This is a genomic window from Mucilaginibacter aureus, from assembly GCF_053514885.1.
Genome location: NZ_CP170601.1, coordinates 4,676,731 through 4,703,339, shown reverse-complemented (window position 1 = coordinate 4,703,339; position 26,609 = coordinate 4,676,731). Strand labels below are relative to the sequence as shown.

The 26,609-nt window shown below is 42.8% G+C and carries 19 protein-coding genes; 12 read left to right on the top strand and 7 right to left on the bottom strand.

Annotation, left to right across the window (positions count from 1 at the left end):
- Positions 1-281: 281 nt before the first annotated feature.
- Positions 282-2,777 carry a nitrite reductase large subunit NirB gene (gene nirB / locus ACFGVR_RS20145; RefSeq protein ID WP_448699294.1) on the top strand — a complete coding sequence of 832 codons (2,496 nt, stop codon included), beginning with the start codon at positions 282-284 and terminating at the stop codon, positions 2,775-2,777.
- 29 nt (positions 2,778-2,806) lie between these two features.
- The gene (nirD, locus tag ACFGVR_RS20140; RefSeq protein ID WP_448699292.1) at positions 2,807-3,169 is read left to right on the top strand and encodes a nitrite reductase small subunit NirD; all 363 of its coding nucleotides are present in this window, start codon (positions 2,807-2,809) and stop codon (positions 3,167-3,169) included.
- Here the strand turns inward: nirD and ACFGVR_RS20135 are convergent.
- Positions 3,166-3,861, bottom strand: a complete 696-nt coding sequence (locus ACFGVR_RS20135; RefSeq protein WP_448699291.1) for a Crp/Fnr family transcriptional regulator — start codon at positions 3,859-3,861, stop codon at positions 3,166-3,168. The two genes, nirD and ACFGVR_RS20135, sit on opposite strands and share 4 nt — an antisense overlap.
- A gap of 526 nt (positions 3,862-4,387) precedes the next feature.
- On the opposite strand from ACFGVR_RS20135, the gene ACFGVR_RS20130 reads away from it, so the two are divergent.
- Genes ACFGVR_RS20130 through ACFGVR_RS20115 form a run of 4 tightly spaced genes read left to right on the top strand, consistent with a single transcriptional unit; the run spans position 4,388 to position 12,370 of the window.
- The gene (locus tag ACFGVR_RS20130; protein ID WP_448699289.1) at positions 4,388-5,980 is read left to right on the top strand and encodes an alginate export family protein; all 1,593 of its coding nucleotides are present in this window, start codon (positions 4,388-4,390) and stop codon (positions 5,978-5,980) included.
- A gap of 36 nt (positions 5,981-6,016) precedes the next feature.
- The gene (locus ACFGVR_RS20125; RefSeq protein ID WP_448699288.1) at positions 6,017-7,330 is read left to right on the top strand and encodes an MFS transporter; all 1,314 of its coding nucleotides are present in this window, start codon (positions 6,017-6,019) and stop codon (positions 7,328-7,330) included.
- 7 nt (positions 7,331-7,337) lie between these two features.
- A complete protein-coding gene (locus ACFGVR_RS20120) occupies positions 7,338-10,919 on the top strand; it encodes a molybdopterin-dependent oxidoreductase (protein ID WP_448699287.1) in 3,582 nt (1,193 codons plus the stop codon).
- Positions 10,916-12,370: a rubredoxin gene (locus ACFGVR_RS20115; RefSeq protein ID WP_448699286.1), complete on the top strand. Its 1,455-nt coding sequence runs from the start codon at positions 10,916-10,918 to the stop codon at positions 12,368-12,370. Before ACFGVR_RS20120 ends, ACFGVR_RS20115 begins: the two co-directional genes overlap by 4 nt.
- A 76-nt stretch (positions 12,371-12,446) precedes the next feature.
- Here the strand turns inward: ACFGVR_RS20115 and ACFGVR_RS20110 are convergent, their stop codons facing one another.
- From ACFGVR_RS20110 to ACFGVR_RS20090, 5 genes are all read right to left on the bottom strand, one after another.
- Positions 12,447-14,120, bottom strand: a complete 1,674-nt coding sequence (locus ACFGVR_RS20110; protein ID WP_448699284.1) for a RagB/SusD family nutrient uptake outer membrane protein — start codon at positions 14,118-14,120, stop codon at positions 12,447-12,449.
- A 23-nt stretch (positions 14,121-14,143) separates the two neighbouring features.
- The gene (locus ACFGVR_RS20105) at positions 14,144-17,407 is read right to left on the bottom strand and encodes a SusC/RagA family TonB-linked outer membrane protein (protein ID WP_448699282.1); all 3,264 of its coding nucleotides are present in this window, start codon (positions 17,405-17,407) and stop codon (positions 14,144-14,146) included.
- A 238-nt stretch (positions 17,408-17,645) separates the two neighbouring features.
- The gene (locus tag ACFGVR_RS20100) at positions 17,646-18,671 is read right to left on the bottom strand and encodes a FecR family protein (protein ID WP_448699280.1); all 1,026 of its coding nucleotides are present in this window, start codon (positions 18,669-18,671) and stop codon (positions 17,646-17,648) included.
- A gap of 64 nt (positions 18,672-18,735) precedes the next feature.
- A complete protein-coding gene (locus tag ACFGVR_RS20095) occupies positions 18,736-19,356 on the bottom strand; it encodes an RNA polymerase sigma-70 factor (protein WP_448699279.1) in 621 nt (206 codons plus the stop codon).
- 108 nt (positions 19,357-19,464) lie between these two features.
- Positions 19,465-19,638, bottom strand: coding sequence for a hypothetical protein (locus tag ACFGVR_RS20090; RefSeq protein ID WP_448699278.1), 174 nt, complete (start codon positions 19,636-19,638; stop codon positions 19,465-19,467).
- A gap of 5 nt (positions 19,639-19,643) precedes the next feature.
- Here ACFGVR_RS20090 and ACFGVR_RS20085 point away from each other — a divergent pair, with 5 nt between their 5' ends.
- The 6 genes from ACFGVR_RS20085 (at position 19,644) to ACFGVR_RS20060 (ending at position 25,590) form a co-directional block, all read left to right on the top strand.
- Positions 19,644-21,470, top strand: a complete 1,827-nt coding sequence (locus ACFGVR_RS20085) for a hypothetical protein (protein WP_448699276.1) — start codon at positions 19,644-19,646, stop codon at positions 21,468-21,470.
- Positions 21,471-21,559: 89 nt separating this feature from the next.
- Positions 21,560-22,306: a glycosyltransferase family 2 protein gene (locus ACFGVR_RS20080; RefSeq protein WP_448699275.1), complete on the top strand. Its 747-nt coding sequence runs from the start codon at positions 21,560-21,562 to the stop codon at positions 22,304-22,306.
- A 31-nt stretch (positions 22,307-22,337) separates the two neighbouring features.
- Positions 22,338-22,616 carry a UBP-type zinc finger domain-containing protein gene (locus tag ACFGVR_RS20075; protein ID WP_448699274.1) on the top strand — a complete coding sequence of 93 codons (279 nt, stop codon included), beginning with the start codon at positions 22,338-22,340 and terminating at the stop codon, positions 22,614-22,616.
- 440 nt (positions 22,617-23,056) lie between these two features.
- Entirely contained in the window at positions 23,057-23,743 is a 687-nt protein-coding gene (locus ACFGVR_RS20070) for a hypothetical protein (RefSeq protein ID WP_448699273.1), read from the top strand.
- Positions 23,744-23,753: 10 nt separating this feature from the next.
- The gene (locus ACFGVR_RS20065; protein WP_448699272.1) at positions 23,754-24,995 is read left to right on the top strand and encodes a glycerophosphodiester phosphodiesterase; all 1,242 of its coding nucleotides are present in this window, start codon (positions 23,754-23,756) and stop codon (positions 24,993-24,995) included.
- Complete coding sequence (locus ACFGVR_RS20060; protein ID WP_448699271.1) at positions 24,982-25,590, top strand: hypothetical protein; 609 nt, start codon at positions 24,982-24,984, stop codon at positions 25,588-25,590. Before ACFGVR_RS20065 ends, ACFGVR_RS20060 begins: the two co-directional genes overlap by 14 nt.
- A gap of 5 nt (positions 25,591-25,595) precedes the next feature.
- Here the strand turns inward: ACFGVR_RS20060 and ACFGVR_RS20055 are convergent, their stop codons facing one another.
- Entirely contained in the window at positions 25,596-26,522 is a 927-nt protein-coding gene (locus ACFGVR_RS20055) for a metallophosphoesterase family protein (RefSeq protein ID WP_448699270.1), read from the bottom strand.
- Positions 26,523-26,609 lie beyond the last annotated feature (87 nt).

The following is a 26,609-nucleotide window of genomic DNA, read 5'->3' as shown; positions in this document are numbered from 1 at the left end:
GTGCGTATTTTTTATTGATTTTTTATGTTTTTATTAAGTGTTTTTTGTGTTTTTTGATGTTAATAATTTGATAAAAGCTAAATAAATTAACTATTTACTGTAAAAGTATCTAAAATAAAATCGTTTTTAACAATTTATATGATGTAAATCATAAAAATTAACAATTTCTTGTAAATTTTATTGCAATTTGAATTGTTTTTATTATAATTGCTTAACAAAATGAAGACAGAGGTCGCAATTTGATTCATTTTGGAGTGCTTTAACAATTTAAAACTTTTAATATGTTGCAACCAACCATTATTGTAGTTGGAAACGGCATGGTAGGTTATAAGTTTTGCGAAAAACTAATAGCTAAATCAACCCGGTTCAGGATCATTGTTTTTGGGGAAGAGCCCCGCCACGCTTACGATAGGGTTCACCTGAGTGAGTATTTCAGTGGAAAAACGGCCGACGATCTGTCAATGTCGCCTCTTGAATGGTATCAGGATAATAACATAGAATTGTACCTGAACGACCCGGTTCAGGAGATTGATCCCGCAAAGAAAACCGTGCATTCTTTAAAAGGTATTACTTTAAAATACGACTACCTGGTGCTCGCCACCGGCTCATCGGCCTTTGTGCCCGATATTCCGGGTGTGGAGAAGGATGGCGTATTTGTTTATCGCACCATTGAAGACCTGGAACTGATGAAGAGCTGGGCTGCTAATGCCAAAGTTGGCGCAGTAATGGGTGGTGGCTTGCTGGGTTTGGAAGCTGCCAAGGCGGTGATGGATCTGGGGCTGAGCGAAGCGCATGTAATTGAATTTGCACCGCGTTTAATGCCAAGGCAGATCGACTCGATGGGGAGTAATATGCTGCAATCTAAATTACAATCATTAGGTCTGAGTATCCACCTTAATAAAAGCACGCAATGTATAACCGGCGATCATAAAATTACCGGCCTTAAGTTTAATGATGATAGTGTGCTGCCGGTAGATATGTTGGTTATCTCGGCCGGCATACGGCCCCGCGATGAGTTGGCTAAACTGGCCGGTTTGCATGTAGGTACACGCGGTGGTATTGTGGTGAACGGGAAAATGCAAACCAGTGATCCCGATATTTTTGCTATTGGCGAATGTGCTTTATACGAAGGCATGATATATGGCCTGGTTGCGCCCGGTTATGAAATGGCGGATATTGTGGCCACTTATTTAACCCAGGGTAGCAAATCTTTCAGTGGGTACGATATGAGCACCAAGCTAAAGCTGATAGGTGTTGATGTAGCCAGTTTTGGCGATGCCTTTATTACCGAGCCCGATTGTCGTACTATAATTTTTGAAGATACCCACAAAGGGATATACAAACGCATTAATATAAGCACTGACGGTAAATACCTGTTAGGTGGTATTTTAATTGGCGATGCCGATGCTTATAATATGCTGCTGCAAACAGTTAATAACAAACTGGTATTGCCGCCCAGTCCGGAGGATCTATTGTTAGGTGCCCGTGGTGGCGAAGCTGCCGAAGGGGCGGGAGTGATGGGTTTGCCGGATGAAGCATTGATATGCTCGTGCGAGGCGGTTACCAAGGGGGATATTTGCAATGCGGTAAATGATCAGGGGATAACCACTGTAGATGGTATGAAAAAATGCACCAAAGCCGGTACAGGTTGTGGTGGCTGTGTGCCGATGGTAAAAGATCTGATCGTGGGTACGCTTAACGCCAATGGTCAGTATGTTAAAAACGTAATTTGTGAACATTTTGACTATTCGCGGCAGGAATTGCTGGACCTGATCCATATCAATAACATCAAAAGCTATGATCTGGTGCTTGATCATTTTGGTCGTGGCGATGGTTGTGAGGTTTGTAAACCTGCAGTTGCCAGTATCCTTTCGGGCTTATGGAATGATCTGATCGTAAAGCAAGCTCCTATTCAGGATAGTAACGATCGTTATCTGGCTAATATTCAAAAAGGCGGTACTTATTCAGTTGTGCCGCGTATTCCGGGCGGCGAAATAACGCCTGATAAATTGATCGTAATTGGCCAGGTGGCTAAAAAATACGGCCTGTACACCAAAATAACAGGCGGGCAGCGCATTGATATGTTCGGTGCGCATTTAAGCGACCTGCCATTAATATGGGAAGAGCTGATCGATGCCGGTTTTGAGAGCGGGCACGCTTACGGCAAATCATTGCGTACGGTAAAAAGCTGCGTGGGTAGCACCTGGTGTCGGTTTGGTTTGCATGATAGTGTGACCTTTGCCATTGAAATTGAAGACCGGTACAAGGGCATCCGCTCGCCGCATAAGCTTAAAGGTGGTGTTAGTGGTTGTATCCGCGAATGTGCCGAAGCGCAGGCTAAAGATTTTGGTGTAATAGCGACTGAAAAAGGCTGGAACTTGTTTGTTTGCGGCAATGGTGGTTCAAAGCCACAGCATGCGCAATTGCTGGCTGCGGATATCGATAGCGCAACGTTGATCAAATATCTCGACAGGTTCCTGATGTTTTATATTAAAACGGCAGATCCGTTAACGCGTACTGCAACCTGGTTAAATAAAATGGATGGCGGTATGAGCTATCTTAAAAACGTAGTGATCAATGATAGCCTGGGAATTGGTGAGCAACTGGAAGAAGAAATGCAGGGTTTAATAAACACCTATCACTGCGAATGGAAAGAGGTGGTTGAAAGCCCTGAGTTACGCAAGCGTTTCGCGCATTTTGTTAACGCACCCGAAGAAAAGGATCCCAATGCACAATTGGTACCAATGCGCGACCAGGTGAAAGCAAAAGAGTGGTAATTAGTTGATCGGCATCAAAAAAATAAAAAATGGAAACTTTAGTAGATATTGAATTAGAATGGGTGTTGGCGTGCTTTACCGATGATGTGCCCGAAAATGGCGGTTCATGTGTTAAGCTGCGCGATGAGCAAATAGCAATATTTAATTTTTCGCGTCGCCGCGAATGGTTTGCAACACAAAATATGTGCCCGCATAAGCAGCAAATGGTTTTATCGCGGGGTATGATAGGCAGTACCGGCGATGCGTGTGAACCAAAGGTGGCCTGTCCGTTTCATAAAAAAACATTCTCGCTACAAACCGGTGAGTGTTTAACCGGCGATGATTATCAAATAAAAACCTATCCCGTAAAGGTGGTTGAAGGTAAGGTGTACATCGGGCTGGCTGCCCGTTAATCGGCGGTGTTATCGGTGGTTAAGGCAAAAAGTTCGTTCTCGTTAACTATGATGATGCTTTTTCCATCCAATGCGATCAGTTTATCATTGATCAGTTCATTCATCGTTCTAAAAACGGTTTCGTAAGTAGCCCCGGCAAAAGAGGAGAGATCCTGCCGGGTTAGCTCTATATTAATAGCGCCTTCCTGCGTTGTTCCAAACTGGTCTTTAAGGGTGAGCAGTGATTGGGCGAGCCGGCCTTTAACCGGCATGTGTGCCAGGTTGCGCATCCGTTTTTCTGATTCCTGCAGGTCGCCTGCAAAAAACATCAGTAAGTTATAGGCAAAATCATGATTAACCTTTAGTGTGGAATTAAAAAACTCCAGATCGAAAAAGCAGATCTTTGTAGCCTCCAGCGCAGTGGCCGAGATGGGATATACATCAGTATTTAAACCGCGGTGACCAAATATAGCACCATTGTTGGCAAAGCGTACAATAAGCTCTTTGTCGTTCCCCCATTTTTTATGCACTTTAACTTTACCCGAGTAAACAAAGCATACACCTGTAACCGGGTCGCCCTCGTTAAAAATAACTTCCCCTTTTTTTACATCGAAATTTTTTCTGTTGGCGCTAATAGCCGGGCGCCATTCTTTTACGCAGGTACGGCATAAAAAACAGCTTTTAAGATCGCAATCATGTTTGCTTTTTTTCATTTTGTCGGCAAATTCGGCAATTTATATAACGTATGCAATATTAATCTGCAAAAAACCGACTAAGTGTTCGGATTTTTTACTTAAAATATTTCTAATGTGGAGTTTATTTGAAAGTTATGTCATGTTTTATTGACTTTTGCGATGTTTTTATGATCTTATTGTGATTTTTTGATGGTTTTTTATGTGTGAAAGTTAGTTTTTTGTTGAATATGTAGCTAAAATGATTAACAATTTGATTTTTTTTAAGGTTAAATCAATATAAAGATTAATAATTTGTTAATTTTTTGATTTTTTTATAATTCAAATCATATTTTTTCATAAAAAAGAAGATTTGAATGTAAAATTTGTATTAATTAAGTTATATTTATAGTAATTAAACAACAATAACACAGGCGAAAACATTAAATAGAAAAAATTATGGTTAAATAAGGTCAGGCTTTAACATCAAAACAAAAAACCCGCAGGGAGGTCGCATTCCCCGCGGGCAAAATAGTTCAGTGCTTTAACAAACTCTAAAACTTATCAAATGTATAAAAATGTCCCTAAACATTTCAGGGGTTTTGCAATTATTATAATTTTTGCCACCTCGTATTCGTTTGTGTGCCAGGCTCAAATCACACTAACGGGCCAGCTTCGCACCAGGGCCGAAAACCGTGATGGTTACGGCAATCTTGTTTTAAATGATTCAAAAAACGCAGATTTTATATCCCAGCGTACTCGCCTGCTTTTTGGCTACAAATGGGATAGGTTAAACTTTGGCCTTACCGTACAAGATATTAGGGTATGGGGAGCTGATGCTTCTACCATATCCGCTACAGATAACCGCTTCATGCTGCACGAAGGCTGGGCCGAGTTAACACTGGCCGATAAAACCGATAAAACCCTTGGCTTTAAACTGGTTGATTTGCTCACCCTAAAAATAGGCCGGCAAGAATTGATTTACGATGATCAAAGCCTTATTGGCAATCTGGATTGGCTGCAACAGGGCCGCACGCACGATATGGCATTGCTTAAAGCTTTGCACCACGGCTGGCAGGCAGAGCTGGGTTATGCCTATAATCAAAATACTGATGCTGTAGGTGTAACCAATACTTATTATGTGCCAGGCAACATCCCGGTAACGGTGAAAAACTCATTAGGTGTGCTTGTATCCACGCCTGCCGGTTTGGTGCCTTTGGCAGCAGGTGGCAGTGCTGCTAATAACAGCGCTAAAACAGGTACGCCGGTTTATGTTAACCCACCCAATACCAATGGCGCCACGCAGAACTATAAATCATTTACCAGTTTATATATCAGTAAAAGGATAGATCAAACTAAATTTTCGGCACTCTTTTTCAATGATAACTTCGGTAAATACCGTATTGATTCGGTAGGCAGCGTTGCTGAGGGCTATGTTTATGGCCGCAGGTTTGTTGCAGCGAGTGCTACCGATACCTATGATTATTCGCCGGTACACCGGTATACTTACGGATTAATGATCAATACCGCTTTTGGTAAGCTATCTGATATCGGCAAATTTTCTATACAGGCGGCTTATTACCATCAATCAGGCACCGATCGCGATAATATCGGTCTGGATGCCTATCACTACACCATTGCTTTAACCTATCAAAAGGGCAATTTTAGCTTCACACCTGGTTATGATGTTTTATCGGGTAACGATGCTGTAAATCCATCAGGTAAAGACAATCGTTTTGATCCGCTTTATGGTACACCTCACAAGTTTTGGGGATACATGGATTACTTCTACGCAGGCAGCGGCTCGCCCGTGGGTGGGCTAAACAACCCATATTTTAAAATAAAATATGCTGCCGGTGTGTTTTCGGCCGGGCTCGACCTGCATTATTTTTCTCTCAATAACAACATGAAGAAGGCCAATGGAACGGTAGTCGACAAGCACCTCGGTAACGAAGGCGACCTTCAGCTAAGTTATGCTATGAATAAGTTTACCAATATCGAGTTCGGCTATTCGCTAATGAGCGCTACCGATAGTATGCCTTTTGCAAAAGGGCAAGCTACTACCGATGCCGTTGCAGCCACCTTTGATAAAACGGCCAACTGGGCTTACATCATGTTCAAATTTACACCCGATTTTTTATATAAAAACCCGGCTAAATAACATTAATTATTCAATCACATTTTAAAAGATACGATTATGGATACGACATTAAAACCGCTTGATAAGCTCAATATATTTAGTTTGAAAGGTGTACAAATGAAAACCTTTCACATTACCTGGCTCATGTTTTTTGTTTGCTTTTTTGGCTGGTTTGGCCTGGCGCCGTTAATGCCCACCATACGTGCCGAACTGGGCTTAACCAAAGGGCAGGTAGGTAATTTAATTATCGCTTCGGTAACATCAACCATTATCGCCCGCCTGATGATTGGTAAACTGTGTGATGTTTGGGGGCCGCGCAAAACCGCCGTGAGATTATTGATTGTAGGATCGGTACCCGTGTTTTTGGTAGGCCTGTCCCATAGTTATGCCACTTTCCTGATGTTCAGGCTGGCAATTGGGGTTATCGGGGCCTCATTCGTGATCACACAATACCATACCTCGCAAATGTTTGGCGCTAAAATAAAAGGTACAGCAAATGCGGTAACCGGCGGCTGGGGTAACCTGGGCGGCGGCGTAACCAATATGGTGATGCCTTTAATATTTGCAGCTATTGTTGGGTTTGGCTATACCAAAGCCGAAGCCTGGCGCTATGCCATGATCGTTCCGGGAGTAATGATGCTGGTGATAGCCTTTTTATACCATAAATACACTAAGGATACTCCCGCCGGAAATTTCGCCGAAACCGGTCAGGCTAAGGCAGCCGGCAAAAAGACTGACTGGAGTGTATTGGCCGACTGGCGCGTTTGGGCATTAACCCTGGCTTATGCCTGCTGTTTCGGTATGGAGCTAACGTTTGATAACGTGGCCTCGCTGCATTTTGTAGATAGTTTTCATTTAACACAGGCTAACGCTGGTTTTTGGGCAGGTATATTCGGTTTCATGAACATTTTTGCCCGTGCGTTGGGAGGTATAGTATCCGATAAGGTAGGTGGCAAATTTGGTATGCGCGGTAAAGGGCTGTTACTGGCCGGAGTGCTATTGCTGGAGGGCCTGGGCCTTATCCTTTTTGCACAGGCTGGTTCATTTGTATTCGCTATCGTGTCTATGTTAACGTTCGCGCTGTTCCTCAAAATGTCAAATGGCGCTACCTATGGTATTGTGCCATTTATCAATACAAAAAATGTAGGCTTAATCAGCGGTATTGTAGGTGCGGGCGGTAACCTTGGCGGGATGCTGTTCGGGTTTTTATTCAAATCATCAACCATAACTTATGCGCAGGCATTTACCTATATCGGCTTTGTTGTGATAGCTGTATCGGTTGTTGTTTTTGTTACCCGGTTTTACAAAGTATTTCCGGTAGGCGAAGAGGTAGGCACCAATATAGTTGAAATTGAGGCTGTTGTTCAATAAAATATAAATGGCGGCCCGAAAGCAATATACCGATCAATTTACCACTACCTGCTGTTATTGCGGGGTAGGCTGTGGCGTGGTTGTCCATAAAGAAAAAAATGGCAGTATATCGCTGGAAGGCGACAAGAACCACCCGGTAAATATGGGGATGCTTTGCAGCAAGGGCCTCAACCTGCACCATACCGTTAACGATAAAAGCGATCGCCTGCTTTACCCGCAAATGCGATACAGCAAAAGTATGCCGTTGCAGCGCGTAACCTGGGATCAGGCTTTTGAACGCACTGCAGCGGTATTTAAAACTTTTATTGATAAATACGGCCCGGATTCTGTGGCCTTTTATGCTTCGGGGCAATGTTTAACCGAGGAGTATTATGTGATCAATAAACTCATTAAAGGCTTTATTGGCAGTAATAATATGGATACTAATTCGCGGCTGTGTATGAGCAGCGCGGTTGCCGCCTACAAAATGGCCCTGGGCGAAGACAGCGTGCCTATTTGTTATGATGATATTGAGATTGCCGATTGTTTTTACGTAACCGGGGCTAACCCGGCATGGTGTCACCCTATTTTATGGCGCAGGGTTGAGGCGCACAGAGCGGCCAATCCCAACGTAAAAATTATTGTTGTCGATCCGCGCGTAACGGATACCTGTTCTATTGCTGATCTGCACCTGCAGCTCAATCCGGGTACCGATATTACTTTGAATCATGCTATTGGGCGGGTGATTATTGAAAACGGTGATATCGACCTGGATTTTATAGCAAACCATGCCGAAGGCTTTGAAAACTACCAGGAGCTGGTTTTTAAAAGAACTATTGCCGAAGCTGCATTAATATGCGGTGTGGATGAAAGCGACATTCGTTTGGCGGCGCAGTATATTGGCAATGCCAAGGGCTTCATTTCGATGTGGACGATGGGGCTCAACCAGAGCTCGGTTGGAGTGAACAAAAATCTGAGTTTGATCAACCTCAATCTCATCACCGGGCATATCGGTAAACCCGGGTCGGGGCCATTCTCGTTAACGGGACAGCCAAATGCTATGGGCGGCCGTGAGGTTGGCGGCCTGGCTAATTTGCTGCCGGCACACCGTGATATGAAAAATCCGGTACACCGTGAGGAAGTACAGCGCTTTTGGGGCGGCACTACGATATCTGAGCATGCGGGCTTAACCGCAACAGAAATGTTCGAAGCTTTAAATGACGATCGTTTAAAGGCTATCTGGATTGTATGTACCAATCCGTTAACCAGCTTGCCCAATGCCCGGTTTGCCGAAGAAGGTTTAAAGAAAGCGAAGTTTGTAGTGGTGCAGGATATCAGCAACAAGCCCGAAACTTTACGGTATGCCGATGTGATATTACCCGCCGCAACCTGGGCCGAAAAAGAAGGCACCATGACCAACTCCGAGCGGAGGGTGAGCTATTTGAATAAGATAGTTGACGCCCCCGGCGAATGTTTACCCGATGCCGAGATCATCTGCCGCTTTGCGCGGAAGATGGGGTATCAGGGTTTTGATTTTGAAAGCCCGGCCGAAATTTACGCCGAGCATACCCGGCTAACTGAAGGTACCAATATCGATGTGAGTGGTTTGAGTTACGATATACTTAAAAAAGCTAAAACCGTACAATGGCCGTATCCCAAAAAGGAAATAAAAACCACCATAATAAAGGGAAAAGTAGTTAGATTGGATGAGCCAGATGCGCCCATATCTAAGGGCACGGCGCGTTTGTTTACTGACAAGCAATTTTATACCCCGTCGCGTAAAGCCATTATCCATGCTGTGCCGGATGACAATACCAGCGAAAAACCGGATGATCATTTCCCCTTTATCCTTACTACCGGTCGTATTCGCGATCAGTGGCATACTATGGCTAAAACGGGCAAGGTAAATAAGCTCAATCAACACATTAAACAGGCTTTTTTAGAAATTCATCCCGCGGATGCGGAAGAGTTAAATATTGCCGATGGCGAGGTAGCAGTGATACGATCGCGCAGGGGAGAGGTGCATGTTAAGGCTAAAATTAGCGCCGCAATAAAACAGGGTGTAGTGTTTTTGCCGATGCATTGGGGTAAGATCTTGGGTAACGATCTGAACCGGGCCAATAACGTCACCAACGATATGGTTGACCCGGTATCAAAAGAACCTGATTTTAAATTTTGCGCGGTAAAGGTGCTGAAATTTAAAAAACCTTTTCAGCGGATCGTGGTGGTTGGCGCAGGCGCAGGTGCTTACGGTTTTGTAAGATCATACCGCGAAATAAACCCTAACGATGAGATCACGATATTCAGTAAAGAAGATTTTCCGTTTTACAACCGGGTAATGCTGCCCGATTACATCAGTGGTGAACAACGCTGGGAGCAACTGGTTAAAATGACTGATGAAGAGGAGCCGGAGTATAAGATAAAATTGCTGCGTGGGGTAAGTATTGAAAAAGTAGATCGCGAAGGTAAATTTGTGATAGACTCACGTGGTATTAAAACTGAGTATGATGTAATGATCATGGCAACGGGCAGCCGCGCCGCCATCCCTAAAAACGTGCCCAAATTGCCTGGCATATTTGCTATGCGCAGCCGTACCGATGCCGACAATTTTAAAAACCACGTTCCGGCAAACGGTCACGTGGTTATTGTAGGCGGCGGTTTGTTAGGTTTGGAAATGGCGGCCTCATTACGCGAGATAGGTATGAAGATCACCGTTATTCAGCGTACATCGCGGTTTTTAAATCGGCAGCTGGATGCTTTGGGTAGTCAGCTTTTGCATGAAGAGATGATAGACCAGGGTTGCGATATTTATTATGATGATGAAGTGCAATTGTATTATGGTCGCGATAAGCTTACCGGCATAGGCTTAAAAAGCGGTACACGTATTAACTGCGATGCGATGATACTTGCTATAGGCACTACGCCCAATCTTGAACTGGCTAAAGATTGCGGACTGGATTGTAAACGGGGTGTAGTGGTTAACGAGCGCCTGCAAACCAGTGATCCCGCCATTTTTGCTATTGGCGAAATAGCCGAGTTTGATGGCACCCTATATGGTATTACCGCCGCTGCCGAGCAGCAGGCTGCCGTAGTGGCTAAATTTTTAAACGGAGATATTGCCAGCTACTACCAGGGTAGCCTGTTTATGAATATCATCAAGATCCATGGTTTTGACCTGTGCAGCATCGGCATACCCGAATGCCCGGACGATAAGACCTATGAAGAGATCGTGTTCATCGATAAAGCCAAACGTTATTATAAAAAATGTATTATCCACCAGGATAGGTTGGTAGGTACTATCCTTATCGGGGATAAAAGCGAGTTCCAGGAGTTCAGGGAACTGATAGCCAACAAAATTGAGCTCAGCGAAAAACGTATCACCTTATTGCGAAGCGGTAAAAAGGCTGAGCCGGTTATTGGCAAGCTGGTTTGCAGCTGCAATAATGTGGGCGAGGGTAACATCAGCAATAAAATAAACGAAGGCTGTACCGATCTGAAACAACTTTGCGCCGCAACGGGGGCGGGTACAGGCTGCGGATCGTGCAGGCCGGAGGTGAAAAGGATATTGGACAGTATAACAGAGGCCACTAAATTACAGGTAGCGGTATGAAAGAGCAGGATACTTACATGATCAAGATCAACCTTCCGGGCGGCATTGTGCCGGCAGGCGAACTGCTTGATATTTTAACCATTGTGCAAAATGTTGGGGTTGAAACCGTGCGCTTTGGCAACCGCCAGCAATTGCTTTTTTCGGTTGCTGCTACAGAGTTGGAAGAGTTAAAGAACGACCTGCTGATATCCGATTTTAATTACGAGGTTGACCGGGAAGATCATCCTAACATCATCAGTTCGTACGTTACCGAAGATATTATTTACAATGCGCATTGGCTAAAGGAAGGTGTTTATAAAGATATTATTGACCTGTTTAATTACGAGCCCCGTTTAAAAATAAACCTGGTTGATAACTCACAAACCTTCGTGCCATTTTTTACAGGCAATATCAATTTCATCTCGTCGGAAGTGAGCAATTATTGGTACCTGTATGTGCGGTTCCCCAAAACTAATATTTTGTATTGCTGGCCCTCGCTGGTTTATTCGGATGATATACCGGGGATCAGTAAGCTGATAGAAGCCGAAATACTGAGCCATCGCAGTTTATATTATGATCAGCCGCTTATTGATGGTGATATATTACACAAGGCTATTAGTAAAAAGGCTCATTTTGTATTGCAGCCGCATACGCAGCAATTACAATTACCCGATTTTCATTTGCCGTTTTACGAAGGCTTTAACCGTTATGGTAATAATAGGCTTTGGCTGGGCATTTATCGCAGAGACGAAACTTTCCCGACAGCGTTTTTAAAGGATCTTTGCCAACTGTGTTTGCAAACACGGATAGGGCAGTTATATACAACACCCTGGAAATCTATCGTGATAAAAGGTATCGATCAGGCCGACAGAAATTACTGGGGCAACATATTAAACCGTTACCGTATTAATGTAAGGCATGCTGCCAACGAATTGAACTGGCAGGTAGATGAATTGTGTGAAGAAGGTTTAGACATCAAACGCCAGCTGGTACGCGAGTTTGAAGAAGCGGATACCCGGACCTACCGTTTGTGTTTCGCAGTGAAGATAAAGCCTAAGTCGGGGTTGTTTGGTTCTGTGTTCATTAATAAACAGAAAGGGAAACGGACCTTTGATATTTTGTATACACGTGATTTTAATCCCAATTCCAAGATATTCACCATTTATAAAAGCAATGTAAAAAGAGAGCAGCTGAGCGGATATTTGATACAGCTATGCGATCATTTTTATGCTTTGCAGGATAGCAGCACTACAGCTAAGGCCGACGCCGGAGTTGTGGAGTTTATTACGTTGCCGCATAAACAAGTGCATCAGTGCAGCCAATGCCTTACTATTTATAATGATATTTACGGCGACGAACTCAGCGGAATAGCGCCAGGAACCGCATTTGAATTGATCAATAATTATAACTGCCCAACGTGCGGAGCTGCAAAAAACGATTTTGTTATCATTGATGAGCCTGCCTACTTATAAAACAAGCCGCCCTGATTGGGACGGCCTGTTTGGTTCTTAATTGAGAAAGATGATTCTTGTTTTCTAAATAACATCTTTAATTATATCCCGGATTTTGCTTAAACACGTCTTTGTTTGTAACGGCGTCAATTTGCTCTTGCGGTATTGGCCGTACTGTGTGATATGGTTTAAAATAAGGTGCGGCATCCGGATTAAGCGCCTGGATACGACTTCCGAGCTTTCCGGTTCGTTTTAAGTCGAACCATCGTAACTGTTCGCCACCTAATTCCCTTGCTCTTTCATCCAAAATAAAATCGAGCGTAACCTGGGCGGGGGTTATCTGCATTTGTGCAGTTTTGCCCGGCTTTGCTGCCCTTGTGCGTATTACATTGATATAGGTAGCCGCCGTGGTAGGGTCGTTTAAATTGAGTTTGGCTTCGGCGGCAATAAGGTACATTTCTGCCAGGCGAATCACAAAAACATCACGGGCGCTTTGTGCTTCGGCAACGCTGGCGCGTGTCGAATCCTTAAACTTAGATAACGAAATATAGAATTTACGCTGGCTGGGTACACCAGTCGCCCCATAAACCTTAGCCAGGTCGTAAGTTACATATTTGCTGCTTTGCGAAGCAACAGGTATGTTAGCATTGGGCGTATAGCAAATTGTATCGCCAACTTTGATATTATTTCCATTGTAAGTACCGGCCTTATTGGCATACCATACCGTTTGAAACGAACCCAGGTAACGTGAGTCGTTAACCTGATCGAACATGTTTAAATAAGCCAGGGTAGGCATGTACCTGTTAAACGGCCTACCATTATTAATATCACGTATCAATAAACTGGTATTCACCTGATCGTAAACCTGTAAAAACATCAAATGGCCATTATTCGATCCGCGTGAGTGCCCGTATGGGTATGTTGCTGTAGTCAGGTCATTATTGGTCAGGGTGGTCGAATAATCAATGGCCCATATCACTTCCTTATTCTTCAGGTTACCCATATTCCACAGATCAACATATTTAGGCTGCAATACATAACCGTAGTTTTTAATCACGTCGTCGGCCATGGCAAACGCTTCAGTGTTCATGCCGCGGGTTAAATACATGCGTGCTAAAAAGGCTTTGGCTACTGGAATGGTGGCCCTGCCGTAATCGCTGGTTGTTGCCGGTAAGTTAGCTACTGCAAATTTTAAGTCGGTAAATATCTGCTCGTAAAAACTGGCAACAGGTGTACGGTTAGCTTCTGTTACTACATCCGATGTAGGTGTAGTAGTAAAATGTACATCTCCCCAGGTTTCAACAATGTGCCAGTAATAAAACGCCCGTAAAAAACGTAGCTCGGCCTCGCGGGTTGCCTTTTGGGTGGCGGTATAATCGGTAACATTGCCAATGGAAGAGATACCCGTGTTACATAAATTTATGGCAGCGTAAAAGTTGTTCCATAAAAGTGCGAGCGGATCTGTATTTGTTGAGTTTGATGTACCTTGTAAATTATTATACTGGGTAAAACTCGGATATACATCGCCGGTTCCACTGGTCCATATATCGGTACCCATTTCACTGATCTGGTAACCTTCTTCTTTACCGTACCAAAACCTATCGTAACTATAAGCGGCATTAACCAAAGCTTCAAAACCCACAGCTTTTGTATAAACGTTGCTGGCTGTTAAATTACTTGGATTATACTCCTCGAGCTTTTTGTTACAGGCACTAAGTGCCATGACGATGGCTACTGCTAATAAAGCCCAGCCTGTTATCAATTTTTTCATAATATACCTCATATTAATATTCCTTAAAACGAAAAATTTAACCCGGCTAAAAACAGCTTGGTAAGCGGGCGCTCAAACGATCCGGCGCCTTCAGGATCATAATCCTTTATCTTCGAAAAAGTCGCAAAGTTTTTAGCACTCACATAGATACGCAGGTTGGACAGATGGATAGATCTAAGCGCGCTGCCCGAAAGTGTGTATCCCAAAGTGGCGTTCCTGATCTTTACAAACGAACCATCGGCATACCCAAGCGTAGAAGCAAATGCCTCGGACGCTTTAGAAATGTTAACATTTGGCCGCGGATAAGCATTTGTTGGATTTTCGGGTGTCCAGTAATCTACCACTGCTCCGTTCTCAATGGCATTAGGTTCGTACTTTAACGCATATTGCGAAATAAACATTTGCCCTACCCGGCCAAATATCTGGAGGTTCAGATCAAAGCCTTTATACTTAAAATCGTTATTAAAACCAAAACTGTATTTAGGTACTGCTGCGCCAAGTATCACACGATCGCCAGCTGCGGTGATCTTTCCGTCGCCATCAACATCCGCAACTTTAATATCACCTGGTTTATAACCATAGCTTGTTGCCTGGGCGGCTTCGGCTGTTTGCCAGATACCTACTTTCTGATAATCGTAAAATGACGCTACCGGGTGACCTATAAACCAGCTGTTAGCCAGGTCGTTTACACCATTGGGTAAATAAGTGATACGCTCATTATTATGGGTATAAGTAATGCTTGATGTCCAGGTAAAGCCACCGGTACGAATATTGACTGTATTAAGCGCAACCTCTATACCATTATTGCGCGTTTTGCCTAAATTGGCTAAGATGTTTTTGGCCCCGCTGGTTGGCGGCAGTTGCTGAAGTAACAACAGATCGTGTGTGCGCGAATCATAATAATCAATGCTACCTGTTACCCTGTCTTTTAATATCCCAAAGTCTAACCCTATATCTACCGTTCCGGTTAATTCCCACTTTAAATTTGGATTACCGATAGTAGGGTCTAAGCCATAGGCCAAAGCGGTCACATCGTTCCATGCATACGGAATCAATGCCACAACGCCTTGCGTGTAATAAGGCTTTACTGCTGCGTTACCAGCGATACCATAACTGGCGCGTAATTTGAGTTCAGAAAAGGTATTCTGATTTTTCATAAAAGACTCGTCGACAATGCGCCACGCCGCTGCTGCTGACGGGAAAAATGCCCATTTGTTACCCGGCGACAAAACAGACGAACCATCCGCGCGGCCGGTAAGGGTTAGCAAATATTTGTCCTTGAACGCATAGTTTACGCGGAAAGCTCCTGATACCAGGCTTTGGCCCACATAATTACTTGATATTTTCAAGTTAGCCGGATTACTTTGTAAAGAGTAAAACGATTGGCTGGCTAAAAGTTGCCCGGTGCCTTGCGCCGAAGATTGATCTGTAGTGCTTGACTGATAACTTGTTATTGCAGTTATGCCAATGTTGTGATCTTGTATCTTTTTTTGATAGGTAATGATGTTTTCCCATACCAGGCTGTTATCTGTTTGATTTGTTACAGATGACAGTGAACCAGATGACAACGCTCTGTTTAGTGTATTTTCACCTTGAAACCCCCCGTTACGACTGCTTGATAAGGTGATACCTAAGTTTGACCGGATAGTTAAATCGGCAATAGGCTTCCATTCGGCATAAGCTGTTGAAAGCAGGTGAGTGATATTGTATTTATTAACAAATTGCGCCGGGTCATCATCAAACAACGGGTTAGACTGGTTGCCGTTACCGGGAAATTTAGCCAATGAACCATCAGTGTTATACGGGTTAAAATAGGGGATAATCTTATTAGCCACTGTTAATACGCCATCATTACGCAAGTTTTGATCGTAATATGCAAGCTGGCTTTGCAGGCCAAGTTTAAAATTGGTAAACAATTGATGATCGATATTTAGGCGCAGAGTGTACCTGTTCGAATAATCGTTGCTGTACAAACCTTTTTCCTTAAAATAATCCATCGAAAAATAGGCTTTAGTTTTTTCACTTCCGCCTGCTGCGCTCACATTATAATCCTGCTGCGAACCGTCGTGCAGGAGATACCCCGGCCAGTAATAGGTTGTGCCGTTTTGTACTGCGGCCAGATCGGTAGCATTGGTAAACACTTTCGGATCGTCGGCAGGTGAGTTCCAGGTTCCTGCGGTTCTGTAACCTTCGCGTTTTAAGTTGGCATACTGCGGACCGGTCATCGGTTTTGGATACCCGGCTAATTTTGTAACGCCGTAATACGAGCCTGCATTAACCTTCACTTTGCCTTCGGCACCGCGTTTTGTGGTAATAATAACAACGCCGTTTGCACCACGTGATCCGTATATAGCTGTTGACGAGGCATCTTTTAAAAACTCCATCGAAGCGATATCATTCTGATTGATATCTTCAAAATTAGAATACTGAATACCATCGACGATATACAAAGGGCCGTTGTTTGCGTTTAACGAGCGGTTACCACGCACGGTTACACTTACGTTAGCACCCGCAGCGCCGCTTGTACGCACAATATCCACGCCGGCTACTTTACCCTGTAATGCTTCCATCGGGTTTGCGGCTGCAACTTTGGTTATCTCTTCGCCTTTAACCGAAACAACCGATCCGGTAAGGTCACGTTTTTTTACTGTGCCGTAACCCACTACAACTACTTGTTCAAGTAGTTGGCTGGTTGGCTCCATCACTATCTTTACAGAGGTTTTACCATTAACATTCTGCTCCTGGGTTTTATAACCTAAAAATGAATAAACCAGAATGGTGTTGCCGCTGGGTACGGTAATTTTAAAATCGCCCGAAGCATCGGTAGCAACACCGCTATTGGTGCCTTTTATTTTAACCGAAACGCCCGGTAAAGATTCTCCCTTTTCGTCTACAACTTTCCCGGTAACGGTTAGTATCATTGCCTTTTCGCTGGTTATAGCAGCCAGCCCGCCGGTAGATGCCACAACGTTGTTGTATAAAATAATGTTGTTGTCTATCTGGTTATAGCCAATGCCCCTGCTGGCAAAAACTTCATCCAATACCTGCTTTACCGATAGTTTTTCGGTCGAAAAGTTAATTCTGATATTAGGTGATAGTACATTATCCCGGTAAGCAAACCGCAAATTGGTTTGTTTTTCAATTTGCTTTAAGGCAGATTTTAGTGTTGCGTTACGCAGTTCTATCTCAATATTGATCTTTTCGAGCGCCTGGCCCTTGCTTGAGTAAGCTAAGAGCAATTGCCCGGAAACCAGCAATACCAAAAGAATAATAAAACTGAGTCTCATAATTTTTTGTAAAGTGTTTAATAATCGGCGTGCGTCTCCATAGGATTGTACGCACGAGTGCTTAAACGCAAGAGTTTTTTTCATAACTTGCATTGTTTTTAATCGGTTAATAAATTGGTTAAAACACTTGCCCTGTTGCTAATTGATGTGAGAAGTCGTAGGCAGCGGGGCTCTTTTTTTGTTTTTTAGCGTATCAATATCTCATATGTTTTGATTTAAATGGTTAATAATGTGTTTGTTACTCGCATCCGGGACCCGAAAATGTCAATTGCTTCGGATTATCCCATTTATAGTTAAGGTTATTGAGATGTGATAACACCTTGATCACCTGATCTAAACTCGTCGTATTTAAAAAAGAAGCCACAAAGCGGCAGTTTTCTATTTTGTTATTTGCCAGTACAATATTTACACCGTAACGATCGGTTAAAACAGCGGCGGCTTCTTTCAGCGTCATGTTATCCATAATCAGGTCGGTTTCTTTCCAAAGCACAATTGATTTAGCATTTAGCAGATCGCGCGATGAACGGCGGGTGGCCTCGTTATAACTTATTTGCTGATCGGGCAATAACACACCTAAAACTCTTTTGGATGTAGATACACGTACTTTTCCCCGGGTAACGGTAACCCGTACCAGGTTTCCATCAGTTTTAATATTGAACGCCGTACCCAAAACACGTGTAGTGATCTGCCCGGTATGTACCAAAAACGGGTGTAAAGGATCGTGTTTGATATCAAAATAAGCCTCACCGGTTAAATAAACCTCGCGGGTTTTTCCGTTAAATACGGTAGGGTAGTCCAGGTGGCTGTTCTTATTCAGAAAAACAATACTGCCATCTGCCAGCCTGATCTCCCGCGCATGTCGGGCCGGTTTAGGCTTGTTTACACGGGCAATATTTTGCAGGGGCTTGATTGGTTTGCCATTGTCAAAAAAATAGATACCGATACAGATAAACATCGCTAATGCAGCAGCAACCGACCAAACCAGTGGCCGGTAGTTTGTTTTTTGTATGGTGTAAGTTTTTTTGTCGTTTTTAATGTTTGCAAGTAGCTTTCCGTACAATACTTCCTGCTGAATGGGGTCAGCATTAATGTTGGTATGTGTATCGGTATCTAACCACAGTACCTCTAATAAACCTTTTATTTCTGCTAGGTTTTTTTCTTCGGCAATCAGGTCAAAAAACTCCTCTAATTCCTCCGGGGTGCATGAGTCATTGAGGTACTTCTTAAAAAGAAAAGTAATTCGAAAAACGGAGGCGCTCGACATATGTGTGTATTGGTTAGGTTTGACCAATTACATACATGACGATAAAATATAAGGAGGGGACTAATCAGCTCCGAAAAAAATCGAAAATAAAGGCTATGGTAAGTAAAATTGATAATTGGCCGTTTTTTATAAACAGGCGAAGATGTTTTAATGCCGTAACTATGTGATTTTTCACCGTGTTTTTTGATAGGTTTAGCTTATTGGCAATTTGCTCGTGGGTGAGGCCCTCTTCCCGGCTTAAATTAAGTACCAGTTGCTGTTGCTGGGTAAGCATTTGCAGGCACTGTGTAACCCGTTGTTTGTATTCATTCAGGTCGTTTGCCGATGGTTCTTCTACAGGCTCATATTGCATATGATCGATAAGCAACGATCTGAGTCTTTTTTCGCGGGCTGCGGTTCTTAAAAAATCAAGTGATTTATTAACGGCCATGCGGTATAAAAAGGCATCCACATTTTCAACCTCGCTTAATATTTCTTTTGCCGACCAGATCTTTAAAAAAATATCCAGAACGAGCTCTTCTGCTATTTCGCGCGATTTAACCACTTTATATACATAGGCAAAAAGTTTAGGCTGATGCTTTTGAAAAAACAACTTAAAGGCCGCCTCATCGCCCAATGCCAGACGTTGGTGCAGCGAAGCAGGAGCCTCGTCACCTGTGTTTGATGACCTGAAATGCTTAAACAAGATTTAAGATTATATAATGGTATCATAAAGTAACAACCTATTTTTTAAATAGTCAATAAATAAGTTAAAAATGATTGCAGCACCAGAGTATCGCTCAGTGGGTTCTGGTCAAGCTGATAAGAAAGCCGAAAATTTGATGTTGGCTTTATAATTAGCTATTTTAGCACAAACAGGCAACACTATTTTGCAGTTGCGCGTATTGATGGTACGTACCCGAACCTTTGATGAAAAAGCTTTTTTCTTCTCCCATTTTCTGGCAATGTTTTGCTGCTTTATTAGCATTGTACATGCTTGCCACTCCAATTACCATATCAAGCCAACTGGTAGATAAAGGCCCGAGCTGGTTGGGCCTCGATGCCTCGTGGAACATGACGTTAAACTATGCGTTGATGAAACACTGGATATGGGGGAAAGACATTTTATATACTTACGGGCCGCTGGCCTTTTTTTCTACCCGCAACGGCTGGGGCATTTCAAAATGGATATTTCTTTTATTTGATGGCTTTATCGTAGTTAACTTTTACTTTGTTTTTATCGATCTTATTAAAAGCAACGCAGATAAATTTTTGGCGGTAGCGCTGTTGATTTGCACTATGCTTACTGTAAACCAGTGTTTAGGTACAGATCTGTCGTGGGTTATTTTGTTTTTTATCATTTACTGGATGATCAAAACATTTAATGAGCAGCGGCCTGTGTATATGGCGATGCTGATCTTGCTAACCGTACTGGCCTTTTATATTAAACTAAATACGGGGCTTATAGCCTCGGTGCTGTTTTGCGGGCATATCATCAACCTGTTTGTGTGCAAAAAATTAACGATTGTAAAGGTGTTGGTCTATCTCGTTTCGTTTATCATCCTCATCATTGTATCAGCGGTGCTGCTGCATGTTTCTATCTTCAGTTATGTATTTGGTTCGTTAGAGATAGTGAAAGGTTATAACGAGATCATGTACCTGGATGAAGATCATTATCACGTAGAACATAACCTGTACATCCTCTTTTTTGCCATGCTGCTGTACTTTTGCTATCAGCTATGGAAGCAGGTGCGCGGCAAAAAATATAACCGCATCATTTATACCATTGCCGGTATCATCTACATCTTTTTATTGCAAAAACAGTCGATATTGAGGAACGATGTACAACACCTGTACGAGTACTTTTCGTTTGCGCCACTTATCCTGCTTTGCGAATTTGGTGATGCAGAAGGTCATAAACCACATTTAAAATATGCTTTAGTGATCATGCTGTTCGCGCTGTTTTTTGTAGCTGATAACCGAACGATCGATGTGTCGTTCAATAGCAGGGTTAAAGCACCGGCAGCATACGTAAAGCAATTCGGGCAATATAATTCTGCCACTTATCTTAATCAGCAAAATAAACGGTACTTACCACAGCGTGTACTTCATATTATCGGCAACAAAACGGTTGATGTATTTCCGTGGGATAGCGAATATGCCCTGGAAAACAAGCTCAATTATAAGCCACGGCCGGCCTTTCAATCTTTTTCGGTATATACGGCAGCGCTCGAAAAGATCAATTATGACTATTATGTAAAGCAGGCCCCCGCTTTTTTAATTTACGATTATGATGCCATAGATGACCGCTATCCGTTTAACGATGAAGGCTTTGTTAATCTCTTTATTCTGAACAACTACACGTTTGTCGACTCCCTTACTTCGAATGAAAGGTTACGGCTTGTGCTTCAGCGTAACGTTAAAACAGTACCGTTGCGGTTTACCCGACAGAAGCAACAGCAATTTTTGCTGAATGATTCAATAACGACAGATCAGTTCAATTTTATCAAACTGGATATCCACTATAGTGCGATCGGTAAATTAAAGGCATTGCTGCACAGGCCGCCACATCTTCAAATCTGTTATATGCGCGAAGACGGGCAATGGTTTAATTACAAAACATCCATTGAGCTGCTCAAAGCAGGGTTGTATTTGGGTAACCTGGTGACAAACACGAACGATTATTTGACCCTGCTAACCGGTAAACATGTACCAGCCATTAAAAAGATCAAATTTAATTACAATGGTACTTATTTTAATACCAACGGACGGATGGAGACCTGCATTGTAGATTGCCCGCGGGATACCAGCCAACGGTAAATACTTGCCGCAAGGCAACCCTTGTGTTTTTTAACACGTATCCGATTTATCGGATAAAACGCGCATTGTTTTGTCATCCAAACCGTATCATGATGCTCAAACTTAGTGTCGTTATTCCCGCCTATAATGAAGAGGGGTCTATATGTGAAACTATAGCCTGCCTTTACGAAAGACTATGTTTAGAGCAGATACCGCACGAAATAGTGGTGATCAACGATAATTCGAAAGATGGTACCGAGCTTGTTCTATCAAATTTGAGCCAAAGCATCCACACCCTCACATACTATACCAATGAGTCATCAAACGGTTTTGGATACGCGGTAAGATATGGCTTGGAAAAATTTACCGGCGATTGTGTAGCGGTAATGATGGGCGATCTGTCCGACAGTCCGGATGATCTGGTGAAGTTTTACCGGGTAATGGTTGACGAAGACCTGGATTGCGTTTTTGGTTCGCGTTTTATTAAAGGCGGTAAAGTTTACGATTATCCAAAGTTTAAGCTGTTTATCAACAGGCTGGCCAATTTGATCATCAGGGTTTCTTTAGGCATACGTTACAATGATGCTACAAACGCTTTTAAACTCTATAAAAGGGAAACCATTTATGGTTTAAAACCTTTTTTGGCGCCTCATTTTAACCTAACGATCGAATTACCCCTTAAAGCGATAGTTCGCGGTTATTCTTATACCATTGTGCCAAACTCCTGGCGCAACAGAAAGGCAGGCGAATCGAATTTAAGATTCAGGGAAATGGGTAGCAGGTATCTTTTTATATTGTTATATGTATTGATAGAAAAATTCTTTTCGAAAAACGATTTTAAAAAGAAATGGGATTAGTAAGTGATGACGCCATTGCTTAAATTTGAGTATGATGGAAAACGGGGATGTATGCAGCCATATAAAGAGCATTGAAAACCTTAAATTGCCCAAAGAACCGGTATGTGAAGAGTGTATGAAGGCGGGCGGCAGTTGGGTACATTTACGTACCTGCCAAACATGCGGAGTTACCCTATGCTGTGATTCATCGCCTCAAGTGCATATGACAAAGCATTATCATCATACTTATCACCCGGTTATTATTTCTGCAGAGCCGGGTGAAAAATGGTTATGGTGCTATCCTGACGAAGCTTTTGTTGATTATCAATAAGCCGTCTACTTCATAAAAATACCGCCCCATTTCTCCAAAACAGCGTTTATGTTGCAGTTGCTGATAAAAACTCGGCCCATGCCTGTATGGTATGTAGTTGCAGTTTTAAATATGGAACATCAATGCACGCTTAATTTTTCATACTAAAGATACTTTATTCCAACCTTTGCAATGAGGAGGCAGGAAAGTTCACACCACTGCGTAGGGGGAACGTAGGATGAACTTTCCGCCTCCTCTTTAATGTAACCGCGATAGGTTAAAAGAATAATATACTATAAATAATATATATTATAACAGAATAATAGATGGATATACTGCAACTATATGATCAACATAAAAAACGCAGCTATACCCTTCGATATTACTGTAGTAAGCGATCTAAAAGGATCACGGTTGCCGGGCAGATCAGTATCATTGCATTATTGCTTGTTTTTTTTTCAATGCAACGCGTTTTTTCGCAAACAGCCGGATCAGGTATTGTACAAGATACCTTTGATATAAAAAACTCGAGCTTTTTATTGCCGCAGGCACTACCGAAGGGGAAGTATTACCAGGAAGTTGCTATACTGCAAGTGGTTGTTCCTAAAGATTGGACCACCGAAAACATTACCGCCCCTATGTTAAGCTACGCGGGCAAATATACATTGCCCTACGGGTTTAATTTACAGGCGAGCCTTGCTACCTTAATTATCAGTTACCGGCTTAACCTGGGGCCATTTTGGAACTATTCGGTTAATAACTTTCATTTTGGGGCAGGATACCAGGTTGCCTTTAATTATGGCTTTTTAAAGCAGTTTGGTTTTAATACTCAACTTAATATATGGGAGCAACAGCCCTCGCTTACGGCGGGGTATAGTTTTAAAACAATGGCGGTAATATTGCGGGGCGATATGTATTACACAAGCTCGCTTAGTCAAACCCAGGCCGGCCATACCATTAGTTACCCGTCTTTGTTAAACGGATTTAGCATATCAGGCAACCTTGAACAACGATTATGGAAAAACAGGTTAATGTCTTTTGGTGTGAAACTGAATTATCTCAGGTACCACATCATTGCATGGCCCGCTTTTCCGGTTAATCAGTACCGCTACTGGGTGCCGGAGTTTGATTTAGGTTTAAGTTTTTAATAGCATGATTATGAAGAATTATCGATTTTTATACTGGGTGCTCGTTTCAGTCGTATTCTTTTCGTGTTCAAAAAATCAGATCACGCTGCCGCCCGATAATGCCAATACCAATCTGATCAATACAACGCATCTTTCGGATACGGTGATGAAAAACATGGAGGGCATCTATTCGCTGAGTGATGGCAGTAGTGACCTGGGTACCGAATTTGTATGCAAAACCTCAAAATTCAGAGTTTCTTTTTTTAGTGATCAAAGCGGTATCTTTTTTATCCTGAAATATGGACTTAACCCGGTTGATGGTTCGATTCAGTTTTCGGGTTTCTGGCGATACTCGGAAACAGCCACACAGGGCACCATTAGTTTTTCGATCGCTAAAGCAGATGGTGCGTCTGATTTGATACTCAGCGGAATAGCAAGCCGTATCCGCATGAAAGGTAGCTTTAATAATAATCAGCCTATCAGTCTTCAATACAAACGGCCGTTTTCGCAATATGTATTAACACACGAGTTTACAATTTTTGCGCATCATGGCGTTCAAACAACGGCAAATCCGCCCTATGCCCAGAATTCGTTAAACGGTGTTTTACACGATGAGGATTATGGCGTAACCGGCATAGAGTTCGACGTTCGCCTTACCAAGGATAATGTCCCCATCTGCATGCACGATGCATCGTTTGATATGCGCTTAACGCAGAAGGGACCCTTATATGGCGATTTTAATCAATATTCTTTTTCTTTTTTACAACAATACGTGAAACTGATAGATGGACAAAAGATCCCGTCGGTAGCCGAAGCACTAACCGCTTTTGTTGATTCGACGAACATGAAATACTTTTGGATGGATATAAAAGGCGATCCGGATGTATTTAAATATCTTGAACCTGTAGTGAGGGCCGCCTATGCCAGGGCTGCTACTGCCAAAAGAAATGTAGTGATTTTTGCTGACCTGCCGTCTGATGCGGTAATTGAAGAATATAAAAAACAACCGAGCTATGGCGCTAACCTGCCCTGCATGTGCGAGGTGGCCTTTCAGGATGTTGTTGATAATAAGTGCCAATATTTTGGGCCCAGGTTCACTGTAGGATTGCTGACCGACGATGTAAATAAAGGACATAGTATGGGCATAAAAACCTATAGCTGGACGTTAAACGACAAAACTACCATTGTGGATTATTTACAACATGGAAATTTTGATGGGTTTATTACTGATTACCCTGCCTATGTAATTTACAATTATTATGCATTTCACTGATCATAAATATGGACTAACGGCATGCCGGACTGTGATATTAATTACTGCCGCTATGATAGCCTGCTCGGTACAGGTGATGGCTCAAACCAATGATGCTAAAAGGCAGAACTTTGGTTTGTATGCCGGTTTGGGGCCGAACTATTATTTTAACAACCTGGTGATCGGTAAAAGCTTTGTAAATAGCTTTAATTATTCGTTTACGGCCAAAATGATGTGGGAGCCCGAACATTTGCTGAGTTTGGGACTTGAATCGGGTTATTATCGTTTATATACGCTCAATTCGCCGGCGCCAAACCAGGTTCATATTGCCAATAGTGCTATACCTATCCAATTGGTTGTTTCTATGAAGTTTTTAAAAAACTTTCATTTCGATTTTTCAATGGGGCGGGCTATCCTGCTTAACGACGCAACATCTGAAACTTCCGGCGCTTTTAGTACGTCTGCATTTTCGCTGGCCGATTTTTCAGGCACTGTAGGTTACCGGCACCAGCTTGGCAACAGGTTTTCTGTTGGGGGCGAGGCCAAATACTATTACTCAAGTAGTTTTGTTGATAAAAACGTGGCCCTGATGGTTATGGGAGGCTTTCGTTTTTAACCGGGCTAAGGCTTTATGTTAAATTTTAGTCCACCACTAAAACCCGAAAAATCGGCCTTTAACTGTCGCGATATAACCTGTAACGTATCCTGATATCGTTTTACCTCGAGATAATGAAACATCGGCTTATAGGCGGGCGCCATGTCACGGCTTCGTTGTTTATCGGTATATAGTGGTTGGTGGGGGCCGCCGCCGCCACCTATCACTAAAAAGTATTTGCCCTGCACATTAAATTGTTCGAAATTGTGCGAGTGGCCCGAAAGGAACAAAACGCTCTTTTTTGATGTGATAAAAGCCGGTACAAATTTTTGCTGCACAAGTGCCGCCGGTTCAACTACTTTGCTGTTGGTAAACGGTGGATGATGGCAACCCACAATGATCAATTTGATGGCCGAATCCCTGTCCATTTGTTTGATGGTGTTATTATACCAGTTATCCTGTTTAATTATCTCATCGGCCGTCATTCCGCTAAAATTGGAGTTTAATAATATTACAGCTACCGAGTCAATTATTTCGGTATACCCCGTGGCGACATGTACGGGGAACCGCGATTGAAAATTTCGTTTGCCTTTATCTGGCTCCAGCATTAGCTCGTGATTGCCGAGCACCGCATAAACGGGAATGTTATTAACCGCGCACAATTTAAGGTAGGTGTCCATCTTTGTCCACTTTGAGTTTTCAAAGCTTAACGATACCACATCGCCGAGTATAAATAAGCTGGCCGGCCTGAGCGTAACAACATCCTTAAAGATCATTGCAGTAGCTTTTTCATTATGATCTGTTTTACGAATCACTTCTTCAATTAACAAAGGGGCCTGTGTATCGGCGGTAAATGCTATGACCGTGCTTTTTTGTTGTGCAAACACTAAATAAGGGCAGCAGGCTATCCCCATCCAAAAAACAAAGCGACAAATAGTGATCGATACCGTCATTTTAAAGGTTTCATAATAGATAATGCGAGTTTAAAGTTAGTGCATTATGCTTAGCTTTTTAGCTTTTCTCCGGGCTCAAAATCCTGA